Here is a 19,007-nt window from a genome sequence, read left to right on the forward strand (position 1 = left end):
CACGTGTGACCGATTCTGCTCCGCCCCAACTCCGGGCCCCCCAACTCCGGGCCCCTCAGCTCCGGGCCCGTCAGCGGGGAGCCGTGCCCGGGCGCGGCGCGCGCTCCGGCGGCGGGGCCGCGCGGACCGCGTGCACCCGCAGCAGGCTCAGCTCGGTCGGGTCGGGCGGCAGCAGCAGGCGCATGAGGTGGTCGATGAGCCGCGCCGTCACCACCGCCAGCACCGCGACCAGCGCGTTGTTGACCGCGTGCAGCACGACGCCGTCGGCGAGCGCCTGCACTCCGTCGCGGAAGGTCCAGCCGAAGGTGAGCAGGCCGACCAGCACCGTCGCCGCCCACAGCGCCCACCAGAACCGGACGCGCAGGCTCGGCGACGGACGCGCGCCCCGGTCCCGGTCTCCCTCGGCGACGAGCAGGCAGTGCTCCAGCTCGGCCATCGCCGATCCCGGGACCAGCGCGTTCAGGCCCGGGACCAGCACCCCGGCCACGACCTGCCAGTCCGGCCGGGCGGGGCGGACGCCGATCCGCTCGGCCGCGGCGGCCCGCGCGCGCAGCCCCCACAGCACGGTGAACACGCCGGTCAGCACGCCCATCAGCACCAGGATCACGCCGGTGGTGCCCACCAGCGCGTCCGAGATCGCCAGCACCGTGCGCGACAGCGCCTCACCCCTGCTGAGCAGCAGCAACACGTACCGCCACACCTCGGCGACGGTCGCCAGGGCGGCGACGCCCGCGGTCACCCACAGCGCCGCGATGGCGGTGGCCGCGGTGGCGCCGGCGCGTTCGTCGTGGTCGACGCGGTCGTGCGTGGGCAGCGCCAGCGGCCAGCGCCAGGCGAGCAGCGGGAAGCCCCAGCGCGGCGGTGCCGGGTAGGACGGCGGACCGGCGTAGGGCCGCGGCCGCCGGGGCGGCCGGGTGCGGCGCGGTCCGCCGGGCGGAGTGGCCACCCACTCCACCCGGTCCGGCTGGGGCTGCCCGGTCACAGCACGTACGGGTCGCCGTCGGCGGCCACCAGCGGGCGGCCGATGGCCGACCAGCCGTTCATGCCGCGCTCGACGTTGACCGCGTCCCAGCCGTTGGCGTTGAGGTACGCGGTGACCTTGGCCGAGCGGCCGCCGGAGCGGCACACCACGTAGACCTGGTCGGCCTCGGGGATGTCGTCGAGGCGCTCCACGAGCTTGCTCATCGGGATGTGCACGGCTTCGGGGGCGTGGCCGGCCTGCCACTCGTCGTCCTCGCGGACGTCCAGCAGCACGCTGCCCTCGGGCAGCTTCTCGGGCAGTTCCTCCGGCTCGACGCCGGGCACCTGTCCAGGAGGAGGAGTAGTCACGCCCCGATGCTGCCACGACCGCCGTGTCATCGGGGTGAGGGTGGGGACAGTTTTAGCCATAATCACCCATGATCAATGTCCGTTTTGTCCGGGTAGTTATGGCTAAAACTGTCCCCACCGCAGCGAGAAGCGCCCCGGACCGAGGGGTCCGGGGCGCTCTGCGGTTGGGATCAGGTCAGTGCTGGACCGCCTTCTCCGAGCCCGCTCCGGTGAGGGAGCGGACCTCCATCTCCGCGTACTTCGTGCCGCCGTTCTCGTCCTTGCTCAGCTTGGTGCCGATGTAGCCGAGCAGGAACGACAGCGGGATCGACACCAGACCCGGGTTCTTCAGCGGGAACAGCGCGAAGTCCAGCGCCGGGAACATCGCCTCGTCGTCGCCCGACACCGCGGGCGAGAAGATGATCAGCACGATGGTGATCACCAGACCGCCGTAGATGCTGAACAGCGCACCCGTGGTGTTGAACCGCTTCCAGAACAGCGAGTACAGCAGCGTCGGCAGGTTCGCCGAGGCGGCGACGGCGAAGGCCAGCGCGACCAGGAAGGCCACGTTCTGCCCGTTGGCCGCGATACCGCCGAGGATCGACACGACACCGATGACCAGCGCCGTGATCCGCGCGACCTTGACCTCCTGCTGCTTGTCGTCGACCTTGCCCTTCTTGATCACGTTCGCGTAGATGTCGTGCGCGAACGAGGCCGAGGCCGTGATCGTCAGACCGGCCACCACCGCCAGGATCGTCGCGAAGGCGACCGCGGAGATGAAGCCGAGCAGCAGCGGACCGCCCAGGTGGGAGGCCAGCAGCGGCGCCGCCGAGTTCACCCCGCCCGGCGCGTCCTTGATCGCGTCGGGGCCGACCATCGCACCGGCGCCGTAGCCCAGCACCAGCGTGAACAGGTAGAACAGGCCGATCAGCCAGATCGCCCAGACCACCGAGCGACGCGCCTCCTTGGCCGTGGGCACGGTGTAGAAGCGCATCAGCACGTGCGGCAGACCCGCGGTGCCCAGCACCAGGGCGATGCCGAGCGAGATGAAGTCCAGCTTGCTGGTCTCGGTCTTGCCGTACTGCGCGCCCGGGTTGAGCACCTTGTCACCGGCGACGTCGGCCGCGTGACCGAGCAGCGCCGAGAGGTTGAACCCGTACAGGCCCAGCACCCACACGGTCATCACGAAGGCACCGGCGATCAGCAGCGCCGCCTTGATGATCTGCACCCAGGTCGTGCCGCGCATGCCGCCGACCAGGACGTAGAGGATCATCAGCGCGCCGACCACGGCGATCACGATCGCCTGGCCGCCCTTGTCGGTGATGCCCAGCAGCAGCGCGATCAGGCCGCCGGCACCGGCCATCTGCGCGAGCAGGTAGAAGAAGCTCACCACCAGCGTCGACAGCGAGGCCGCCGTGCGCACCGGACGCTCGCGCATCCGGAAGCTGAGCACGTCGCCCATCGTGTAGCGGCCGGTGTTCCGCAGCAGCTCGGCGACCAGCAGCAGAGCCACCAGCCAGGCCACCAGGAAGCCGATGGAGTAGAGGAAGCCGTCGTAGCCGTTGACCGCGATGGCCCCGGCGATGCCGAGGAACGACGCCGCCGACAGGTAGTCACCGGAGATCGCGATGCCGTTCTGCGGCCCGCTGAAGGCGTGCCCGGCGGCGTAGTAGTCCGACGCGGTCTTGGTGTTCCGGCTGGCCCGGAACACGATGACCATCGTGACCGCGACGAAGATCGCGAAAATGCCGATGTTCAGCAGCGAGTTGCCGCCGTGCGCTTCCTGAGCGAGCGGCTGGGCGGCGGAAATTGCCTGCATCGAGCTCACTTCCCGCCTCCCTCGACGTTTTCGCGGATCTGTTCGGCGACCGGGTCCAGATTCTTGTTGGCGTAGCGGACGTACCAGGTCGTGATCACGAATGTGGACACGAACTGAAGCAAGCCGAGCACCAGACCGACGTTGATGTTGCCGACGAGTTTGATGCTCATGAATCCGTGCGCGTAGTCGGCGAGCAGCACGTACACCAGGTACCAGACCAGGAACAACGCCGATACCGGGAAGACGAAGTTGCGCAGTCGCTTGCGCAGTTGGGCGAATTCGGGACTGCTTTGCGCAGCGGCCCAGGTTTCGGCGTCAATACCGGACCCGGACCCGTTTTGGTCCGTGGCGCTCACGGCTCTCCTTCCACAAAGAAAGGCCCACTCTCGCGCAATCGGCAAGCGTGAGCCTGAATCACACAACGCCGGAACGCTACGGAATCCGACGTGCCGGTGGGTAGGTCCGTTGGGAGTACGCCTGCTAACGATCGAGTGAAGCTTGACGCCTCAACAGCATCCTACGAATTGCGTCGATTGAGAAGCTTTTCATACGAACGGACGATTGATCAGCTCGAATTGTCGACGCAAAGTAGTCGATTGCGAAGCCAATTACCCGTTCAGCGGTAGCGTCCGCGCGGTCGTCAGCGCTCGTGGCGGCCCTGGCGGGGCGTCTGCTCGGCCACCGGCCTGCTGTCGACGAAGCCCAGCCGGTCCGGCGCGTGCAGCCGCAGCATCAGCCGCGAGACCCCACCCGGAACCCGGCTCCGGGTGGCCACGCTGACCAGGTAGGTCACCGCGAACGCCAGCGGCACGGTGATCAGCGCGGGCTGCCCGAGCAGCTCGCCCCACACCCCGTGCGGACCGACGAACCGCGAGGCCAGCGCCGCGACGAGCACCAGCGACCCGCCGGTGAGCATGCCGCACGCCGCGCCGGCCGCGGTCAGCCCGCGCCACCAGATCCCCAGGATCAGCACCGGGCAGAACGTCGAGGCCGCCATCGCGAACGCCAGCCCCACGCTGTGCGCGATGTCGTCGTCGTGCACCGCCAGCGCCAGCACCACCGGGACGGCGCAGGACAGCACCGCCGCCGCGCGGAACCGCATGCTCCGGCCCCACAGCACGTCCCGCGAGGACAGCACCCCGGCCAGGCTCATCACCAGACCCGACGAGGTGGACAGGAACGCCGCGAACGCGCCCGCCGCGGTGATCGCGGCCAGCACGCCACCGACCCAGGTGCCCAGCATCGCGTTCGGCAGCAGCAGCACCGCGGCGTCGGTCCGGCCGGTGACCAGCAGTTGCGGCACGTACAGCCGGGACAGCAACCCGAAGATCGTCGGGAACAGGTAGAACGCGCCCAGCATGCCCAGCACGTACAGCGCGGTCCGGCGGGCGCCCGAACCCGACGGGTTCGCGTAGAAGCGGGCCAGCACGTGCGGCAGGCCCATCGTGCCCAGGAACGTCGCGATCAGCACCGAGTAGGTCTCCAGCACTCCCGGCAGGCCCTCCTGCTCGGGGCGCAGCCAGCTCGCGTTGTCCGGCACCGACCCGGTCACCACCGGCACCGCCGCGCCCGCCGGGAACCGCAGCTCGTTGCCCGCGCGGACCGGGTACTCGCCGGGCTGCAGGTAGACGGCACCCTCCTGGCCTGCTTCCTCCGAGGAGGTCAGCCAGACCGGTTCGCTGACCCGCAGCGTCACGTCGGTCTCGACCCGGACCGCGGTGTCCTGCTGGAAGAACGGCGTGGTCGGCTCGTCCAGCGCCTGGCGCTGACCGCTGACCAGGAACACCACCAGCAGCGCGAACGCGGGCAGGGTGATCGCGAACAGCTTCACCCAGTACTGGAAGGCCTGCACCAGCGTCACCGCGCGCAGCGCTCCGCTGACCACGCTGATGTGCACGATCAGCGCGACCACGAGAATCCCCGCCTCGTACCGGAATCCGATGACGGCGGCCAGCGTCATCCCGGCCGCCTGCAGCTGCGGCACCAGGTACAGCCAGCCGATCACGACCACGACCACGGTCGACAGCGAGCGCAGGTTCAGCGAGTTCAGCCGCGCCTCGACGAAGTCCGGCATCGTGTAGGCGCCGGAGCGGCGCATCGGGGCGACCACGAACAGCATCAGCGCCAGGTAACCGGCGGCGAAACCGATCGGGTACCAGAGCGCGTCGACGCCGTCCTTCACGATTAGACCCGCCACGCCCAGGAACGACGCGGCCGACAGGTACTCGCCGGAGATGGCCGCCGCGTTGCGCTCTTCCCGAACCGGCTTGCGGGCGGCGGAGAAATCGGTGGTCCGAGCCGAGCGCGAGCCCCACAGGCCGATGCCCAGCGTCGCGACGACGATCAGCGCGACGCCGCCCAAGGACCACAAGTTCGCCAACATCTCACCCAGCCGCCCTGGTGCCGAAGAGTCGCACCCACCTTACGCAGAGCAGCCGGTCGACCCGAAACAACCGTCGATAAGCGCCGCAGGCGCTTTCTCCTTGACCACCTGAGACACCGGCACCGCCGCGGGTTCTCATGCGTCGGCCGGTGACGACTCAGGCCCTACTCCTCCAGCATTCCCAGGAAGTCCTCTTCGTTGCGTTCGGCCTTGCGGTTGTAGAGCAGACCGATGACCACCAGGAACGGGTAGGCCAGAACTCCGAGGAGCAGCCACGGGAGGCGGAGGCCGAAGAGCTCGACGTCGCCGAGGGTCGGTGCCAGCCAGAACGCCAGCGGCAGCCCGAACAGCACCAGCGCGACGGTGCCGGAGAGCAGGAGCGCGACGCGGAGCTGCTTCTCGACCAGGTCGCGGACGAGGCCTTCGAGAGCTCCGGTCTGCTCCTCGACCTCGACGCGCACGCGCGGGACGTGCGGTCCGCGCCGGTCGGCGAGCACGACGCGCTTGCGCCGCGGCCGGGGTGAGAACTCCCCGAGCCTGGCGCGGACGTCGAAGCTCTCCGGGCTCATGCCACCTCGCTCACTGCTGGCCCCAGTTGTCGCGCGGCGCCTTGACCAGGCGGTCCTTGAGCTCGCGGGTGTGGCGCCGGGACACCGGGAGCTCCTTGGGCGGTCCGCCGCCGAGCACCACCGAGTACCCGGACGAGGACATCCGCAGCTCGGTGACCAGCGCCAGCGAGACCAGGAAGGACCGGTGGATGCGCAGGAACCCGGCCTCGCCCCAGCGCTCCTCCAGCTGCGCCAGCGGGATCCGCACCAGGTGCGAGCCCTCGGTGGTGTGCAGCCGGGCGTAGTCGCCCTGCGCCTCGACCCAGCGGACCTCCTTGCGCGGGATCATCCGCGTGGTGCCCGCGAGCTCGACCGGGATGACCTCGTCGTCGTCGGCCGCGGGCGCTTCCAGGGGTTTCGGGCCGCCGTTGCTCTGACCGGCCTGCTGCTTGTTCTTCTCGATGCCGCGCAGCGCCCGGTCGACGCGGTCGGCGTTGGCCGGCTTCATGATGTAGTCCAGCGCCCCGACCTCGAAGGCCTCCAGCGCGTTCTCCTCGTGCCCGGTGATGAACACCAGCGCGGGCGGGTTGCGGAACGCGGTGAGCACTCGGGCCAGTTCCATGCCCGACAGGCCCGGCATCGACACGTCCGCGAAAACCGCGTCCACAATGGACTGGTCTTCGTCCTTGCGGCCGACCAGCTCCGGATCGTCGCTGCGCAGCACGCGCAGCGCCTCGGCGGCGTCGAACGCGGTCAGCACTCTGCCGACGCGAGGATTGCTGCCGAGCAGGAACTTCATCTCGTCAAGTCCGGCCCGCTCGTCGTCGACGGCAAGGACGACGAGGCCCGCGGGATTCTCACGTGTACTCAATGCAACGCCATATCGTGCCGCGCCTTCGGCGCACTGTCCATGTCCCGTTCTTCCCCTTCGGTGCCTCCCGCACCGGTTCGCGAAAATGGGCGCGAACCCTAGTTGTTAGCGCAGCACGAGGGTTCTTCACGAGGGGGCGGTGGCGAATTTCAGCTCCGCGAAGCCGAATTTCGCCCGAATGGATCAGAGATCTGGTCTGACCGCTCCAGGCTGTAGTCGGCGAACCGGACCCTTTTCCACCGGAATTCCACGCAAAACGGTCCCCGCCGCGAGATCCGGCGGGGACCGCGAAGCGCGAGGCTCACAGACCGAAACGATCCCACATGGCGCGGTGTTCCAGGGCGTCGAGCCCGGAAATCAGGTTGGCCACGGGGTTCCGGGACACGCCCGAGGACATCCCCAGCCGCGCGAGCAGCGGTTTGCGGCCCTCGACGGTCTGCACGTGGGCGTCCGGGTACTTGCGCTCGATGATCTCGCGCAGCGTGCCGACGCCGTCGATCAGGCCCAGTTCAGCGGCTTTCGCGCCGGTCCAGACCTCGCCGGAGAACAGCTCGCCCTCGTCGCCCTTGAGCTTCTCGCCGCGTCGCTCGCGCACCCAGTCGGTGAACTGGCCGTGCAACTCGTCCTGCATCCCGCGCAGCCACTCCACGTCCTCGGCCTTCTCCGGCCGGAACGGGTCGAGCCGCACCTTGTTCTCACCCGCGGTGTAGACGCGGCGCTCGACGCCGATCTTGTCCAGCAGACCGGTCATGCCGAAGCTGGAGCTGACCACGCCGACCGAACCGACCATCGAGGTCTGGTGCGCGTAGATCTCGTCGGCGGCGCAGGCCAGCCAGTAGCCGCCGGAGGCCGCGACGTCCTCGCAGTACGCCAGCACCGGAACGCCCTTCTCCTGGGCCAGGCCGCGAATCCGGTCGGCGACCAGCGCCGACTGGGTGGGCGCACCACCGGGCGAGTTGATCGACACCACCACGGCGCTGAGCCGGTCGTGGGAGAACGCGCGGGTGAGCGCCGAGTCCACGGTCTGCAGCGAGATCGAGGGCCGCCCCATCGGCGACGGCTGCGGCGTGATGACGCCGTGCAGCTTGACCACCGCCACGACCGGGCCGCGCTCGGACACGCCCGGCAGCTTGCCGGTGAACTTCTCGGTCAGCTCCTTGGGCAGCTTGGCCGTGACCACGTCGACGAACTTCTGCGGTGCCTTCTCGTCCATACCTCGACGTTACCGGCCGGCGGCGGGTCCGGCGGCCAAGCCCACGCTCGGCTCCTCCACGGTGGCCAGCGGTTCGGGCCGCACGCCCGGGGCGAACTTGGGCACCCGCATGATGACCTTCATGCCCGCGCCCTTCTCGGTCTCCACGACCAGCCCGTAGTCGTTGCCGAAGGTGGCGCGCATCCGGTTGTTGATGTTGCCGAGCCCGACGTGCGCGCCGGTGAGGTGCGCGTTGGCGAGCTCGGCGTCGAGCAGCTCCGGGTCCATCCCGATGCCGTCGTCGTCGACGCTGATCAGCGCCTCGGAGCCGTTGTCCTCGGCGGTGACCGAGACGGTGCCGCCGCCGGGCTTGTTGGCCAGCCCGTGCCGGACCGCGTTCTCCACCAGCGGCTGCAGCGCCAGGAACGGCACGACGACCGGCAGCACCTCGGGGGCGATCTTGAGCTGCACGTTGAGCCGGTCCGGGCCGAACCGGGCGCTCTCCAGCGTCAGGTAGCGGTCGATGTTGCGGATCTCGTCGGCCAGCGTCGTGTAGAGGCCGCTGTTGCGGAACGAGTAGCGGGTGAAGTCGGCGAACTCCTGCAGCAGGTCCCGCGCGTGCTCCGGGTCGGTGCGGATCAGCGAGGAGATCGTGTTCAGCGCGTTGTAGATGAAGTGCGGGGAGATCTGGGCCCGCAGCGCGCGCACCTCGGCCTGGGCCAGGCGTTCCTTGGACTCCTGCAGCTCGGCGAGTTCGAGCTGGGTCGAGACGTGGTGGGCGACCTCGGCGGCCGCCCTCAGGAGCCGCTTGCGGTCTCCCCCGGCGATCACCGTCAGCACGCCCCGGACCTGGCCCTCGACCTCCAGCGGGACCACGGCCGCGTGCCGCATGGGGCAGGGCCGCTGCTCGCAGACCACGTCGCCGTGGTCGAGGAAGTCGCGCTTGCCGGTGCGCAGCACCTGCTCGATCTTGGTGCGCAGGTCGGCGTAGTGGTGGTTGGCCTCGCCGTCCCAGGTCAGCAGGGTTCCGTCGGCGTCGACGATGCCGACGGCGACGCAGGCCAGCAGCTCGCGGAGGTGCGGGCCGGTCTTGTCGGCCGACTCCTGGTTGAGGCCCTCGCGCAGGTAGGGCGCCGCGCTGGTCACCCGGTGCAGAGCCGCCAGCGTGGCGTCCTCCACCGAGGTGCTCACCCGACGTGCCCGGCACAGCAGAACGAACATGCCCAGCACGGCGAGCGCCGCGAGCGTGGTCAGGACCGTCCGCTCTGTCAACAACTGCGCCACAACATCAATCTGCCCGAGTCGCACACTCCGAATCAAGGCGGCTACGGCCAGTGCGAGGTTTCCGTCGGTGAACGGTCAGGGTTCCTTCTATCCAGCGGAATCCGTTCGCCCGTTCGCCGTAACCCACCTGTGCACAACCCCACGAGTTGTCCACAACCTGGGGACAACTCCAGCGCAGGCAATTTCAGCGGGCGGTCACTTCAGCAAGCGGGACATCCTGCGATCCGCCAGCCGCTTCCCGCCCGTCTGGCACGTCGGGCAGTACTGCATCGACCGGTCCGCGAAGGAGACCTCCCGCACCGTGTCACCGCACACCGGGCACGGCAAACCGGCGCGCCCGTGCACCCGCAGACCCGACCGCTTCTCGGCCTTGAGCCGCGCGGCGTCCTGGCACAGCGAGCGCTCCACCGCGTCGCGCAGGATCTCCTGGACGCAGCCGTGCAACCGGGTCACCGCGGCCTCGTCGAGCTTGCCCGCCGTGGCGAACGGGGAGAGCTTGGCGGCGTGCAGGATCTCATCCGAGTAGGCGTTGCCGATCCCCGCGATCGTGGACTGCTCGGTGAGCACCGTCTTGATCCGCTCGGTCCGCCCGTCCAGCAGCGCCGCGAGCCGGTCGGCGTCGAGCTCCAGGGCGTCCGGGCCGAGCCTGGCGATCCCCGGCACCTGCTCCGGGTCCTCGACGATCCAGGCGGCGAGGCTCTTCTGGGTGCCTGCCTCGGTCAGGTCGAAGCCGACGCCGCCGAGGTGCACGCGCAGCGAGATCGGCCCGCGCCCCGGCTTCGGCGGCGTCGCGGCGAGCTTGTCCGACCAGCGCAGCCAGCCGGCGCGGGCCAGGTGGGCGACCAGGTGCAGATCCCCCCGGTCCGCGTCGCCGCAGACCAGGTCGAGGTACTTGCCGTGCCTGGTGGCACCGGTGACCTCGCGGCCGTGCAGCGCTGTGAAGGGCGGGTCGGCGGTCTTGAGGACGCTCATCGAGGCGACGTCCACGCGCGCGACCGTCCGCCCCACGGCGTGGTCGCGGAGGTGCTGGGCCAACGCCTCCACCTCGGGAAGTTCCGGCACACCGCCAGTGTGCCCCAGGAACGGCCCTACTCGGTGGGTTGAAGCCGCCCGTTCATGTCGGGTTCGGCGTAGAGCTCGATGTGGCGGGCGACCTGCGAGACCTCGGTGCGGACCTCGATGAAGCCGCGGACGACGCCCACCCAGGTCTCCGGCGGGTTCTCATCGGCGTCACCCGGGGTGGACGCGGTGAGCGTCCACGGGCGGTGCAGCACCCAGCGGACCGGGAAGAACAGGATCGCGGCCACGAACACCAGGATCAGCCAGGCCGGGATGATCACCTCGGCGGGCGTCCAGGCGACGAACACCACCACCAGGGCCGCGAGCGCGGCTCCCACCACGATCGCCGGCGCGTTGCCGCCGTTGACGTCGTGCTCGAACTCGTCCACCACGATCGGGTTGGACCACTCCAGGTTCGCCCTGATCGTCCACTCGCGGCCGTCGGAGCCCCGCACCACCCGGTTCATCGTCGCCTCCCCGCCCACCCGGGCTGGTCTCGATCGCCAACTCACGAACACCCGTCACCGAGCGTGATCTCACGGTACCGGCTCCGCACACGGAGCGGTGCGTGTTCACCACCTCATTGTCGATCATGCGGAGTCGTCCGGCCAACCCTCGAACCCGGAAACAACCCACCTGAACCACTACGCTTCTCCGCAGACCGACTTCGGGAGGTGCTCGATGGACGTCGACGAGGCCCGCGAGCTGATCCGCACCCAGCACCGCGCCGTGCTGGGAACGCTGCGCGACGACGCAACACCGCTGATGACGCCGGTCCTGGCGGCCCTCGACACCGAGGACCGGGTGGTGATCAGCACCCGGTCGGGCTCGGGCAAGGTCCGCAACCTGCGGCGCGATCCGCGCGCGTGGCTGTGCGTGCTGCCGGACGAGTTCTTCGGGCGCTGGTTCCAGCTCGACGCGAGCGTCGAGATCGTCGAACTGCCCGACGCGCTGGCGCCGCTGGAGGAGTACTACCGCGCGATCTCCGGCGAGCACGACGACTGGGACTCCTACCGCGAAGCCATGCGCAGGGAGAACCGAGTGCTGCTCCGGCTCACCCCGACCCGCGCGATCGGCTGAGGGGACCCCCGGTGAACGACCCGCGAACCATGGGCTAAAGTATTCACCAACAGCCCACCGGGGGCGGAAGTCACCGGGAGGCGATGAAGATGCGGATGTAGCGCAGCTGGTAGCGCATCACCTTGCCAAGGTGAGGGTCGCGGGTTCGAGTCCCGTCATCCGCTCGCAGCGAGAGGCCCGAGGTAACCACCTCGGGCCTCTCGCTTTTGGGTTGGGCGGGTTCTGCTGCGGAGGTGTGGGCAGGGGACAGTTTTTCCTCGAATTGTCCGGGCAAAACGGACATTGATCATGGGTGATTCGAGGAAAAACTGTCCCCTGGTGACGCTTCGCGCCCCCGCTGCACCGCGTCCCGCGCTCTCCGGGGGTGGGTCAGCTCTGGACTCCGAGGCCGACGGGGCAGGAGACCCCGGTGCCTCCGAGGCCGCAGTAGCCGTTGGGGTTCTTGGCGTCCGAGAGGTACTGCTGGTGGTAGGTCTCGGCGTAGAAGAAGTCCCGCAGCGGAGCGATCTCGGTGGTGATCTCGCCCTTGCCCGCCGCGGTCAGGGCCTGCTGGAAGGCCTCGCGGCTCGCTTCCGCCTCGGCCTTCTGCTGCTCGTCGGCGTAGTAGATCGCCGAGCGGTACTGGGTGCCCATGTCGTTGCCCTGGCGCATGCCCTGCGTGGGGTCGTGGTTCTCCCAGAACGCCTTGAGGACCTGCGGGAAGCTGATCCTCTTCGGGTCGAAGACGACCAGGACGGCCTCGGTGTGACCGGTCAGCCCGGAGCAGACCTCTTCGTAGGTGGGGTTCGGCGTGTACCCGCCCGCGTAGCCGACGGCGGTGCTCCACACGCCCTCGGTCTGCCAGAACACGCGCTCGGCACCCCAGAAGCAGCCCATGCCGACCACGGCGGTGGCCATGCCCTCCGGGAACGGCGGCACGATTCGGCGATCCGGGAACACGGCGTGGTGCTCGTCCACCGGCAGCGCCGAGTCCCGGCCCGGCAGCGCCGACGACGGGTCGATCATCTTCAGCTTCGCACCGAACATGAACCCAGCCTACGCCGTGGTCAACGGCGATCCAGCCGAGTGGGATCGCCGTGACGCCCGGGCTCCGGAGGTCGCGCGTGCCTGCCGCGCGGCGGCTCCTCGGGCTCGTCGATCTCCCCGGACAACCGCCGCGACAGCGGTGACTGCTCCGGCATCCGCCTGGGCGCGGGCCGTCGAGGGACGGGGGAAGTTCTCATGAAAACCTCCCCACCCCCACGATCACCGGGAGACGGGGTGGAAGTCCCGGGTACGTCGCTCGGAACCCCGTTACCCGCAGGTGGGGACGTTCTCGGGGGACGTTCCCCTCGGGGACGGGGTCCTGAGGGGGAGGAGGTTTTCATGAAAACTTCCCCCGACGAACGGTCCCGTTCGGGAGGTGGGGGTGGGGAGGTTTTCATGAAAACCTCGTCGCCCTGGGGCCGGGAAGGCGCTCTGGGGGCCGGTTCCGGGTGGAGGACTTCCGTGGGGGCGTCTGACGGGTCCGGCGGGGTCGTGGGCGTCGGGGTCAGGAGGTGGCGGAGGCGCATCGTGGGGTCTTCGACGTACTTCCACGACAGGGTGCCGAGGACGTAGGCGATCGGGGCGGCGCAGAGCAGCATCAGCCACTGGTTGCGGAGGCCCGCCAGGGCGAGGAGCTGCTGGACCGGGAAGCCCCAGACGTAGACGCCGTAGCTGCCGTTGACCCACACCCCCGGCACCGTCAGCTTCGCCGGCCAGAAGTGCCCGGCCACGATCACCGCGTAGCTGACCGCGAACGCCATCCACGCCGACGCCGTGATGGTGTTGCCCATCACGACCAGCACGACCAGGCCCGCGCCCGCGGCCAGCGGGGACAGCGGGATCCGGTAGAGGTTCAGCAGCACGCCCGCCGCGAAGGCCACCAGGAACGCCACCAGCGACTCGACCGGCACGCTCAGCAGCGAGCCCGCGGACTCCGCGCCTGGGATCTGCTCCAGGTGCCGGTCCCAGGCGACCAGGCCGATCAGCGCGAGCACCGTCAGCCAGCGAAGGTTCTTCCTCGCCGTGCCCAGCAGGAGCAGCGCGAACAGGCCGCCGTAGGCCAGCAGCTCCATCGGCAGCGTCCACAGCGAGCCGTTGACCGCGTCCGGCCACGGGTTGCTCTCGAACACGCCGGGCAGGTCGTGCCGCAGGGTCAGCAGGCCCGCGTTGTTGACGATGTAACCCCAGGTCTCGTGGGCGCGGAAGTACTCGCCGAGCGGCAGCGTCGTGATCATCGGGCCGACCACGAGGGCCATCCCGACCGACACGGTCAGCATCGGCGGCCACAGCCGCAGCACCCGCTTGACCGCGAAGCGCAGCGCGTGCGGGTCGCGCATCCAGCTCTCGGTGATCTGGAACCCGCTGAGCGCGAAGAAGCCCATCAGCACGCCCTCGTCGGGCTGCACCGGCCACTCCGGCGGGAACAGCTCCCCGCTGCCCACCAGCGGCGAGCTGTGACCGTAGATGACCAGCAGCGCGCCGATCATGCGGATCCAGGCGAAGCCGTGGTTCGGGGCGGCGAACAGCTCGGGGCGAGCGTGCACCACGCGCGCAGCGCTCAACCCGGATCACCCCATCGATTCATGCCCGGAGCGGACGTCAAACGCTGCGTAGCCTAGCCGGGCCGTCCGCGCGGCGGGGCCCCTTTACAACCCGGACGCCCGTCCGGACCAGGGGTGCGCACCGGATCGTTATTCGGCCGGTGCACCCCGAACGTGTCGCCGGGTGCCAGAATGTCCTCGTTCGCAGCAGCGGCGTTCATGGAAATCCGGAAAGGGCGCTATCGGTGACCTGGCAAGACGAGTTGCAGAACCTCGACGCCGAGCTCGCGGCGGGACGCATTTCCGCCGAGGAGTACCGACAGCGCAGGGACGCGGTGCTGGGCAGGGCGCAGGGCGGGACTCCGTCGAACCCCGACGGGTTCCCGCAGCAGGACACGACCCCACCGGCTGATCCCTCGTCCGGGGGTTTCCCCCAGCAGCAACCGGCCCAGCAGCAGCCGGCCCAGCAGCAGCCGCAGAGCCCGTTCCCGCCCGCGTTCAGCTGGGGCGACGCCGCCAAGCAGCAGCCGCAGCAGGGCACCGGCGAGGAGGCGACGCAGGTCGTCCAGAACCCGTTCGCCCAGCAGCAACAGCAGCAGCCGCCCGCGGACTCCAACAGCACCCAGATCGTCAGCGTCCCCCAAACCCCCCAGGCCCAGAACCCCCAGGCCCAGAACCCGCAGGCTCCCCCGCCGCCGCAGTGGGGTCAGTCGCAGCCGCCGTGGACCGGCCAGCAGCAGGGTCCGCAGGGCTGGGGACCGGTGGAGACCACCGGCACTCCGTGGGGCGATGACCTGCCCGGATCCGGCGATTCCGGCGAGGCGTCCTGGATGCGGCAGGGCCCGGAGGTCTTCGAGTCGGCGGGCAAGCCCGGCAAGGGCAAGCTGATCGCGGGCCTGTCCATCGGCGCGGTGCTGCTGGTCGTGGTGATCGTCGCGGTCGTCTTCTACTTCGCGGGCAGCGGCGGGAGCACCGACGAGCGCGAGACCGCGGCGCCCGCGCCTCCGCCGCCCGCTCCGACGACGACCCAACTGCCGGAACCGCCGGTCGCCAAGGCCCCGCCGGCCACCACGCAGGAAGTGCTGGTCGCCGCGAACGGCCCGGCGCACCCGTGGTCCGGGCTGCTGGACCTGCCGAACCTGCAGGGCGCCAAGGGCGGGTTGCTGCAGCCCAAGCCGGTGCTCGACACCGCGTTCCAGAACGGCCTGGTCGAGGGCTGGTTCAACGGCACCGACGGCGTGCAGCCGAAGACGACGCTGCTCGCGCTGAAGATGCCCGACGCCAACGCCGCCAAGACCGTGGTCGACAAGTACCTGGCCGCGCAGCAGGGCTTGTCCGAGGTGGAGGACCTGTCCTACCAGGGCGTTTCGGTCGTCTCGACGGGCGCGACGTTCCGGACCGCCTACGTGGCGCACAACTACGCGGTGATCATCGACGTGAGCGGGGCGCCCGAGCAGAAGGACGCGGCCCAGCAGTCCTTCAAGGCGGTCCTGGACCAGCAGCTCACCCAGACTCCCCCGACGATCCGCGAGTGATCGCCGGCAGTGCTCGAAGGCCGCCACCTCACCGGAGGTGGCGGCCTTCGTCGTCATGGGCCCGAGTGGGTCAGGGGCCCGAGTGGGTCAGGGGCCCGAGTGGGTCAGGGGCGCGGGATGGTGTCCAGCAGGGATTCCAGCGCGGCCCGGGAGGCTTCGGGCCCGAACTGGGCTTCGACGGCGGTGCGGCCCGAGGCGGCGAGACCGCTCCAGGTGTCGTCATCGGTGAGGAGGCGGGTCACGGCGTCGGCGAGCCCCGCCTCGTCGTCGGCGACCAGCACGTCCTGACCCGGCTTGAGGTGCATGCCCTCCACCGCGACGCCGGTGCCCACGACCGGAACGCCCACCGCGAGGCTCTCCCCGACCTTGCCCTTCACGCCCGCGCCGAAGCGCAGCGGCGCGAGGGTGACCCGGGCGCGCGCGTAGTGCGGCTCCAGCGACTCGACCCAGCCGTGCACCTCCACGCCCGGACCGGCCAGCGCCGTGACCTCGTCGGTCGGGTTGCTGCCGATGACGTGCAGCACCGCGTCCGGGCACCGCTCCCGCACCAGCGGCATGATCTCGCGGGCGGCCCAGCGGGCGGCGTCGACGTTCGGCGGGTGGTCGAAGCTGCCGACGAACAGCACGTCGCGGCGGCCCTCGACGTGCACCGGGGTGTCGTCGATCTCGTGCACGTTGGACAGCACCCGCACGTCGGCGTCGGGCACCAGCTCGCCCAGCAGCGTCCGCTCGGCCTCGGAGACCACCAGCGTCACGTCGCAGGCGCGGGCGAGGCCCAGCTCCATCTGCTGCGACGCGAAGGCCTTGCGGCGCAGCGCCTCCGCGCGGGCCGTCTCGCCCTGGCGCTCGGCCAGCTCGGCCTCCCGCTCCAGGCGCAGGAAGTGCACGTCGACGGTGTCGTAGGCGATGACGGCCTGCGGCGCGCGGGTGCGCAGCTCCTCCACCAGGCTCCACGCGACCTGCGGCCGGGACAGCAGCGCCAGCGAGATCTCCGACCCGGCCTCGTGCAGGAACGCCTGCTGCAGCTCGGGCTGCGGCAGCACGGTCACGCCGATCTGCTGCAGGTCCTCGGTGTAGGGCTGCAGCGGCGCGTGGTTGCCGGGCAGGAACACCACCCGGTGGCCGAGCTCGACGAGCTGCCGCAGCACCCGGAAGATCCGCACCGACCCGGAGTCGAAGTCCGGGCGCGGCACCTGGTGGTCCTTGACCAGCACGATCGACCCGTGATGACCGCGGCTGCCGCGCTGCCGGGCCAGCCACAGGTTGCGCGGCGAGGCCTCCGGCAGGTGCTCGGCGCGCAGCGTGTCGGCCCACTTCTCGACGAACACCTGGCGGTTGAGCTCCTGGTGCTTCTTCACCCCGGAGTTGAGGTCGGTGCCGTTCGAGACGCCTTCGTGGTGCACCACCACGGCTTTCGGCTGCACGACGGTGCGGTAGCCGGCGGCGCGGATCGCGAACGCCAGGTCGGTGTCCTCGTAGTAGGCGGGCGCGAACCGGGTGTCGAAGCCTCCGACCTGCCGGAACAGCTCCTCGCGCACCAGGATCGCCGCGCCGGAGCAGTAGTCGACGTCGCGGACGACGTTGAACTCCGCGCCGCTGCCGTCGGTCCCGCGCCCGTAGTTCCAGCCGGTGCCGTCGGCCCAGACGATGCCGCCGCACTCCTGCAACCGCCCGTCGGGGTAGACGAGCTTGGCACCGACCAGCCCGATCCGCGGGTCCGAGGTGATCGTGTCCACCAGCACGTCCAGCCAGGACTCGGTGACCTCGGCGTCGTTGTTGAGGAAGAACAGGTACTCGCCGCGCGCGTGCTCGGCGCCGAGGTTGCAGGCGCCGATGAACCCGAGGTTGCGCTCGGCGCGCACCAGCCGGACCCCCTCGCAGGCGGCGAGCTTCTCGGCGCTGTCGTCGGGCGAGGCGTCGTCGACGACGATCACCTCGAACGGCACCGACACCAGGTGCCCGCCCAGGAACCGCAGGCACTGCCGGGTGTACGGCCACTTGCCGTGCACCGGGACGATCACGCTGACCAGCGGCTGATCGCTGGAGGGCACCGGCAGCGGCCCGGTCTCGACCTGCTCGGCGACCTCCGGGACGCCGGGCTTGCGGCCGAGCGCGATCTCGTAGGCGTCGCGGCGGGTGGTGCCGCGCGGGGCGACGCGCTCGACGACCTGGCGGTACTTGCTGACCGCGCGCTGCACCAGCGCCGAGTTCTGCGCGGCCAGCTCGGCGTTCTCGGCGGTGAGCCGCTCGGCGCGGCTCTCGGCGTCGGCGAGCTTGCCCTCCAGCCGGGCGGCGGTGTCGCGCAGCCACTCGACGCGGGCGGCGTCGCGCTGCGCCTGCAGGCCGCGCCGGCGGAGCTGCTCGCGGAGCTCGGCGAGCTCGGCGGCACCGGACTCGGCGCGCTGCTCCTCGCTGCGGCGCAGCTCCTCGAGACGTCCGATGGCGGCCTTGAGCTCGTCGGCCTCGCCGCGGCTGCGCTGGTAGAGCTCGTTGAGCTTGGCGACGTCGGCGACGGCCTCGTCGCGCTGCCCGACCAGCTCGGCGGTGTCGCCCGCGCGCGCCAGGGTCAGCTTCGCGTCGGTGAGCACGGCCGCCGCCGGGAGCGTGGGCAGGTGCTTGTCGGAGGCCACACCCAGCAGGTAGGTGTGCGGCACGCCCCGGCTGACCGACCAGTCCCCCGCCTCGGTGCGCTCGATGGTCTGCAGCCGGACGCCCTCGATCGCGGTGTCGCGGTCGCCGGGATCGGCGGGCACCACCAGCGAGCCGACGGTGACGTTCTGCTTGAGCACCGCGACGTGCCGGAAGGACTCCTCCAGCATCGACTCGTACTCGCGCGCGGTGAGCTCCTTGACGTGGAACGGGTTGTCGTTGCCGTGCTCGTGGCTGTACACGGCGGTGTCGGGGGTGCTGGACAGGAACAGCCCGCCCTGCTTCATCCGCGACCGGACCAGCCGCAGCACCGCGGCGTGATCGTCGACGTGCTCGATGGCCTCGAAGCACACCACGACGTCGAACGGCTTGGCGTCGGCGAGCAGGTCGGGGTCGGTGATCGAGCCGACCTCGAAGCTCACGTCCCGCCCGGCGTAGTTGTGCCGGGCGTGCTCCACGGTCCGCTCGTCGATGTCGACGCCGACGACCTCGGCTCCCTCGGCGGCCAGCAGCGCGGCGCCGTAGCCCTCGCCGCAGGCGAGGTCGAGGACCCGCTTGCCGCGCGCGAAGGGGGCCGCCAGCGCGTACCGGTGGTAGTGCTCGTAGACCACCTGCACGTCCTCGGTCCAGGGAACGCAGCGCTCCCCGGTCCAGTCGATCAGCCGCTCGTCCATCGGACCCCTTCACCCGTTCGCCTGCCTGGAACGCAGGC

The 19,007-nt window shown here is 70.4% G+C and carries 16 protein-coding genes and 1 tRNA gene; 3 read left to right on the forward strand and 14 right to left on the reverse strand.

What is annotated here, in order from left to right:
* Positions 1-70 precede the first annotated feature (70 nt).
* The 11 genes from QFW96_RS29055 to QFW96_RS29105 form a co-directional block, all read right to left on the reverse strand.
* Positions 71-946, reverse strand: coding sequence for a DUF4328 domain-containing protein (locus tag QFW96_RS29055; RefSeq protein WP_281458942.1), 876 nt, complete (start codon positions 944-946; stop codon positions 71-73).
* A 32-nt stretch (positions 947-978) separates the two neighbouring features.
* Positions 979-1,329 carry a rhodanese-like domain-containing protein gene (locus tag QFW96_RS29060; protein ID WP_281458943.1) on the reverse strand — a complete coding sequence of 117 codons (351 nt, stop codon included), beginning with the start codon at positions 1,327-1,329 and terminating at the stop codon, positions 979-981.
* Between the two features lie 175 nt (positions 1,330-1,504).
* Positions 1,505-3,127 carry a solute symporter family protein gene (locus QFW96_RS29065; RefSeq protein WP_281458962.1) on the reverse strand — a complete coding sequence of 541 codons (1,623 nt, stop codon included), beginning with the start codon at positions 3,125-3,127 and terminating at the stop codon, positions 1,505-1,507.
* A 5-nt stretch (positions 3,128-3,132) separates the two neighbouring features.
* The gene (locus QFW96_RS29070; RefSeq protein WP_406688301.1) at positions 3,133-3,483 is read right to left on the reverse strand and encodes a DUF485 domain-containing protein; all 351 of its coding nucleotides are present in this window, start codon (positions 3,481-3,483) and stop codon (positions 3,133-3,135) included.
* A gap of 284 nt (positions 3,484-3,767) precedes the next feature.
* Positions 3,768-5,510, reverse strand: coding sequence for a sodium/solute symporter (locus QFW96_RS29075; RefSeq protein WP_281458944.1), 1,743 nt, complete (start codon positions 5,508-5,510; stop codon positions 3,768-3,770).
* Positions 5,511-5,674: 164 nt separating this feature from the next.
* Positions 5,675-6,079, reverse strand: coding sequence for a DUF485 domain-containing protein (locus tag QFW96_RS29080; protein ID WP_281458945.1), 405 nt, complete (start codon positions 6,077-6,079; stop codon positions 5,675-5,677).
* A gap of 10 nt (positions 6,080-6,089) precedes the next feature.
* Entirely contained in the window at positions 6,090-6,929 is an 840-nt protein-coding gene (locus tag QFW96_RS29085; protein WP_281458946.1) for a LytR/AlgR family response regulator transcription factor, read from the reverse strand.
* A 301-nt stretch (positions 6,930-7,230) separates the two neighbouring features.
* Complete coding sequence (locus QFW96_RS29090) at positions 7,231-8,142, reverse strand: S49 family peptidase (RefSeq protein ID WP_281458947.1); 912 nt, start codon at positions 8,140-8,142, stop codon at positions 7,231-7,233.
* A gap of 9 nt (positions 8,143-8,151) precedes the next feature.
* Entirely contained in the window at positions 8,152-9,405 is a 1,254-nt protein-coding gene (locus QFW96_RS29095; RefSeq protein WP_281458948.1) for a histidine kinase, read from the reverse strand.
* 195 nt (positions 9,406-9,600) lie between these two features.
* Positions 9,601-10,467: an Fpg/Nei family DNA glycosylase gene (locus tag QFW96_RS29100; RefSeq protein WP_281458949.1), complete on the reverse strand. Its 867-nt coding sequence runs from the start codon at positions 10,465-10,467 to the stop codon at positions 9,601-9,603.
* Between the two features lie 26 nt (positions 10,468-10,493).
* Positions 10,494-10,931, reverse strand: coding sequence for a DUF983 domain-containing protein (locus tag QFW96_RS29105; protein ID WP_281458950.1), 438 nt, complete (start codon positions 10,929-10,931; stop codon positions 10,494-10,496).
* A gap of 214 nt (positions 10,932-11,145) precedes the next feature.
* Here QFW96_RS29105 and QFW96_RS29110 point away from each other — a divergent pair, with 214 nt between their 5' ends.
* The gene (locus tag QFW96_RS29110; protein WP_281458951.1) at positions 11,146-11,544 is read left to right on the forward strand and encodes a PPOX class F420-dependent oxidoreductase; all 399 of its coding nucleotides are present in this window, start codon (positions 11,146-11,148) and stop codon (positions 11,542-11,544) included.
* Positions 11,545-11,635: 91 nt separating this feature from the next.
* Positions 11,636-11,708, forward strand: a tRNA-Gly gene (locus QFW96_RS29115).
* A gap of 205 nt (positions 11,709-11,913) precedes the next feature.
* Here the strand turns inward: QFW96_RS29115 and msrA are convergent.
* Complete coding sequence (msrA, locus tag QFW96_RS29120; RefSeq protein ID WP_281458952.1) at positions 11,914-12,570, reverse strand: peptide-methionine (S)-S-oxide reductase MsrA; 657 nt, start codon at positions 12,568-12,570, stop codon at positions 11,914-11,916.
* 20 nt (positions 12,571-12,590) lie between these two features.
* Entirely contained in the window at positions 12,591-14,132 is a 1,542-nt protein-coding gene (locus QFW96_RS29125; protein ID WP_281458953.1) for an acyltransferase family protein, read from the reverse strand.
* Positions 14,133-14,356: 224 nt separating this feature from the next.
* On the opposite strand from QFW96_RS29125, the gene QFW96_RS29130 reads away from it, so the two are divergent.
* Positions 14,357-15,646, forward strand: a complete 1,290-nt coding sequence (locus QFW96_RS29130) for a hypothetical protein (protein ID WP_281458954.1) — start codon at positions 14,357-14,359, stop codon at positions 15,644-15,646.
* Positions 15,647-15,750: 104 nt separating this feature from the next.
* On the opposite strand, the gene QFW96_RS29135 is transcribed toward QFW96_RS29130, so the two are convergent.
* Positions 15,751-18,969, reverse strand: coding sequence for a glycosyltransferase (locus tag QFW96_RS29135; protein ID WP_281458955.1), 3,219 nt, complete (start codon positions 18,967-18,969; stop codon positions 15,751-15,753).
* Positions 18,970-19,007: the final 38 nt, after the last annotated feature.

This window comes from Saccharopolyspora ipomoeae, assembly GCF_029952525.1.
GTDB classification, from domain to species: domain Bacteria; phylum Actinomycetota; class Actinomycetes; order Mycobacteriales; family Pseudonocardiaceae; genus Saccharopolyspora; species Saccharopolyspora ipomoeae.

Bases quoted from the DNA above. Each gene is read 5' to 3' on its own strand.
- QFW96_RS29105 (WP_281458950.1), bottom strand. From the start codon at position 10,931: ATGAACCGGGTGGTGCGGGGCTCCGACGGCCGCGAGTGGACGATCAGG.
- QFW96_RS29090 (WP_281458947.1), bottom strand. From the start codon at position 8,142: ATGGACGAGAAGGCACCGCAGAAGTTCGTCGACGTGGTCACGGCCAAG.
- QFW96_RS29135 (WP_281458955.1), bottom strand. From the start codon at position 18,969: ATGGACGAGCGGCTGATCGACTGGACCGGGGAGCGCTGCGTTCCCTGG.
- QFW96_RS29065 (WP_281458962.1), bottom strand. From the start codon at position 3,127: ATGCAGGCAATTTCCGCCGCCCAGCCGCTCGCTCAGGAAGCGCACGGC.
- QFW96_RS29080 (WP_281458945.1), bottom strand. From the start codon at position 6,079: ATGAGCCCGGAGAGCTTCGACGTCCGCGCCAGGCTCGGGGAGTTCTCA.
- QFW96_RS29075 (WP_281458944.1), bottom strand. From the start codon at position 5,510: ATGTTGGCGAACTTGTGGTCCTTGGGCGGCGTCGCGCTGATCGTCGTC.
- msrA (WP_281458952.1), bottom strand. From the start codon at position 12,570: ATGTTCGGTGCGAAGCTGAAGATGATCGACCCGTCGTCGGCGCTGCCG.
- QFW96_RS29110 (WP_281458951.1), top strand. From the start codon at position 11,146: ATGGACGTCGACGAGGCCCGCGAGCTGATCCGCACCCAGCACCGCGCC.